General features: G+C 70.4%; 1 protein-coding gene. It reads left to right on the top strand.

Annotated features, from left to right (window positions below; all coding sequences use genetic code 11):
• Positions 1 to 69: 69 nt before the first annotated feature.
• The coding region (locus E3T23_RS13675) for a DUF222 domain-containing protein (protein WP_134371031.1) at positions 70 to 1,080 on the top strand (1,011 nt) is incomplete at its 3' end.

The following is a 1,080-nucleotide window of genomic DNA, read 5'->3' as shown; positions in this document are numbered from 1 at the left end:
GTGGGTAATTGATTACTAGAGTTGAGCAAAACTCTTGACTCAAGATTCGAAGTCATTTACAATTGAGGCATGGCAGGAGCCCCCACTCCGCACCGCCCGACCGCCTCCACCCAGGCGGTTCCTTCCGAGGCCCCGCCTACCGAGGCCCCGCCTACCCTGGTGGAGCAGTTGCAGCAGGCGCGTGACCTGGCGGCGACCGTGCTCGATTCAGTGGCTTTCTCCCTCCTGGACGAGGCCGACGCGATGGCGGTGCTTCGCACGGTCGAAGACCTCGGCCGCCGGGTCGATGCCGCCAGGGTGGCATCCGCCGCCGACATTGCGGGGCGGTCCCGCCGGATCCTCGGCCATGAGTCCCTCGCCTTCAAGAACGGTGCCAGCAGTGGGGTCGACCTGATCACCCGGCTGACCCGCATCTCGGCCCGGGAGGCGAACCGGCGGGTGCGGCTCGGCGACAATGTCACCCCGCGCCTGGCCGGTACCAGCATGCTGCCGCCGTACTACCCGGCCGTGGCGGATGCCCTCACCGCCGGTGATCTGGGCGTCGACGCGGCCGAGAACATCGTCACGGCCCTCGACACGGTCGCGGCCCGGGTCGCGCCCGACGACCTCGGCGTCGCCGAGCGAACCCTGGTCGCCAATGCGACCGGGGCCGTCACCGAGGAAACGGCCGGGCTGCCCGGCGAGGGGTTCGCGTTTCCCGCCGACCTCGTGCGCGGACTCGCGACCCAGTGGCAGGCCCACCTCGACCCCGACGGCACCGCGCCGAACGAGCCCGTCGCCGAGGCCCGCAGCACCGTCGGGTTCGGGCTTCTCCGCGACGGCCTCTACCCCTTACGCGGCGGTGTCACCCCCGAATTCCGGGGAATCCTGAACGGCCTCTTCGACACCTACCTCTCCGCCCACGCCGCGCCCGCATTCCCCACCGAAGAGGAACAGGCGCTGATGGATTCGGGCCAGATGATCCCCGGCGCCGAAGCCGCGGCCCTCAGCGACGACCGCAACGGCGGCGAGAAGCGCGCCGACATCCTCCGCGGAATCCTCGAAGCCGCCACCCGCGACCCGGGCACCCCCAGCATGGGC

The sequence above is a fragment of the Cryobacterium cheniae genome, assembly GCF_004403395.1.
Taxonomy (GTDB): Bacteria; Actinomycetota; Actinomycetes; order Actinomycetales; family Microbacteriaceae; genus Cryobacterium; species Cryobacterium cheniae.
This window is presented reverse-complemented; position numbering and strand designations above follow the sequence as displayed.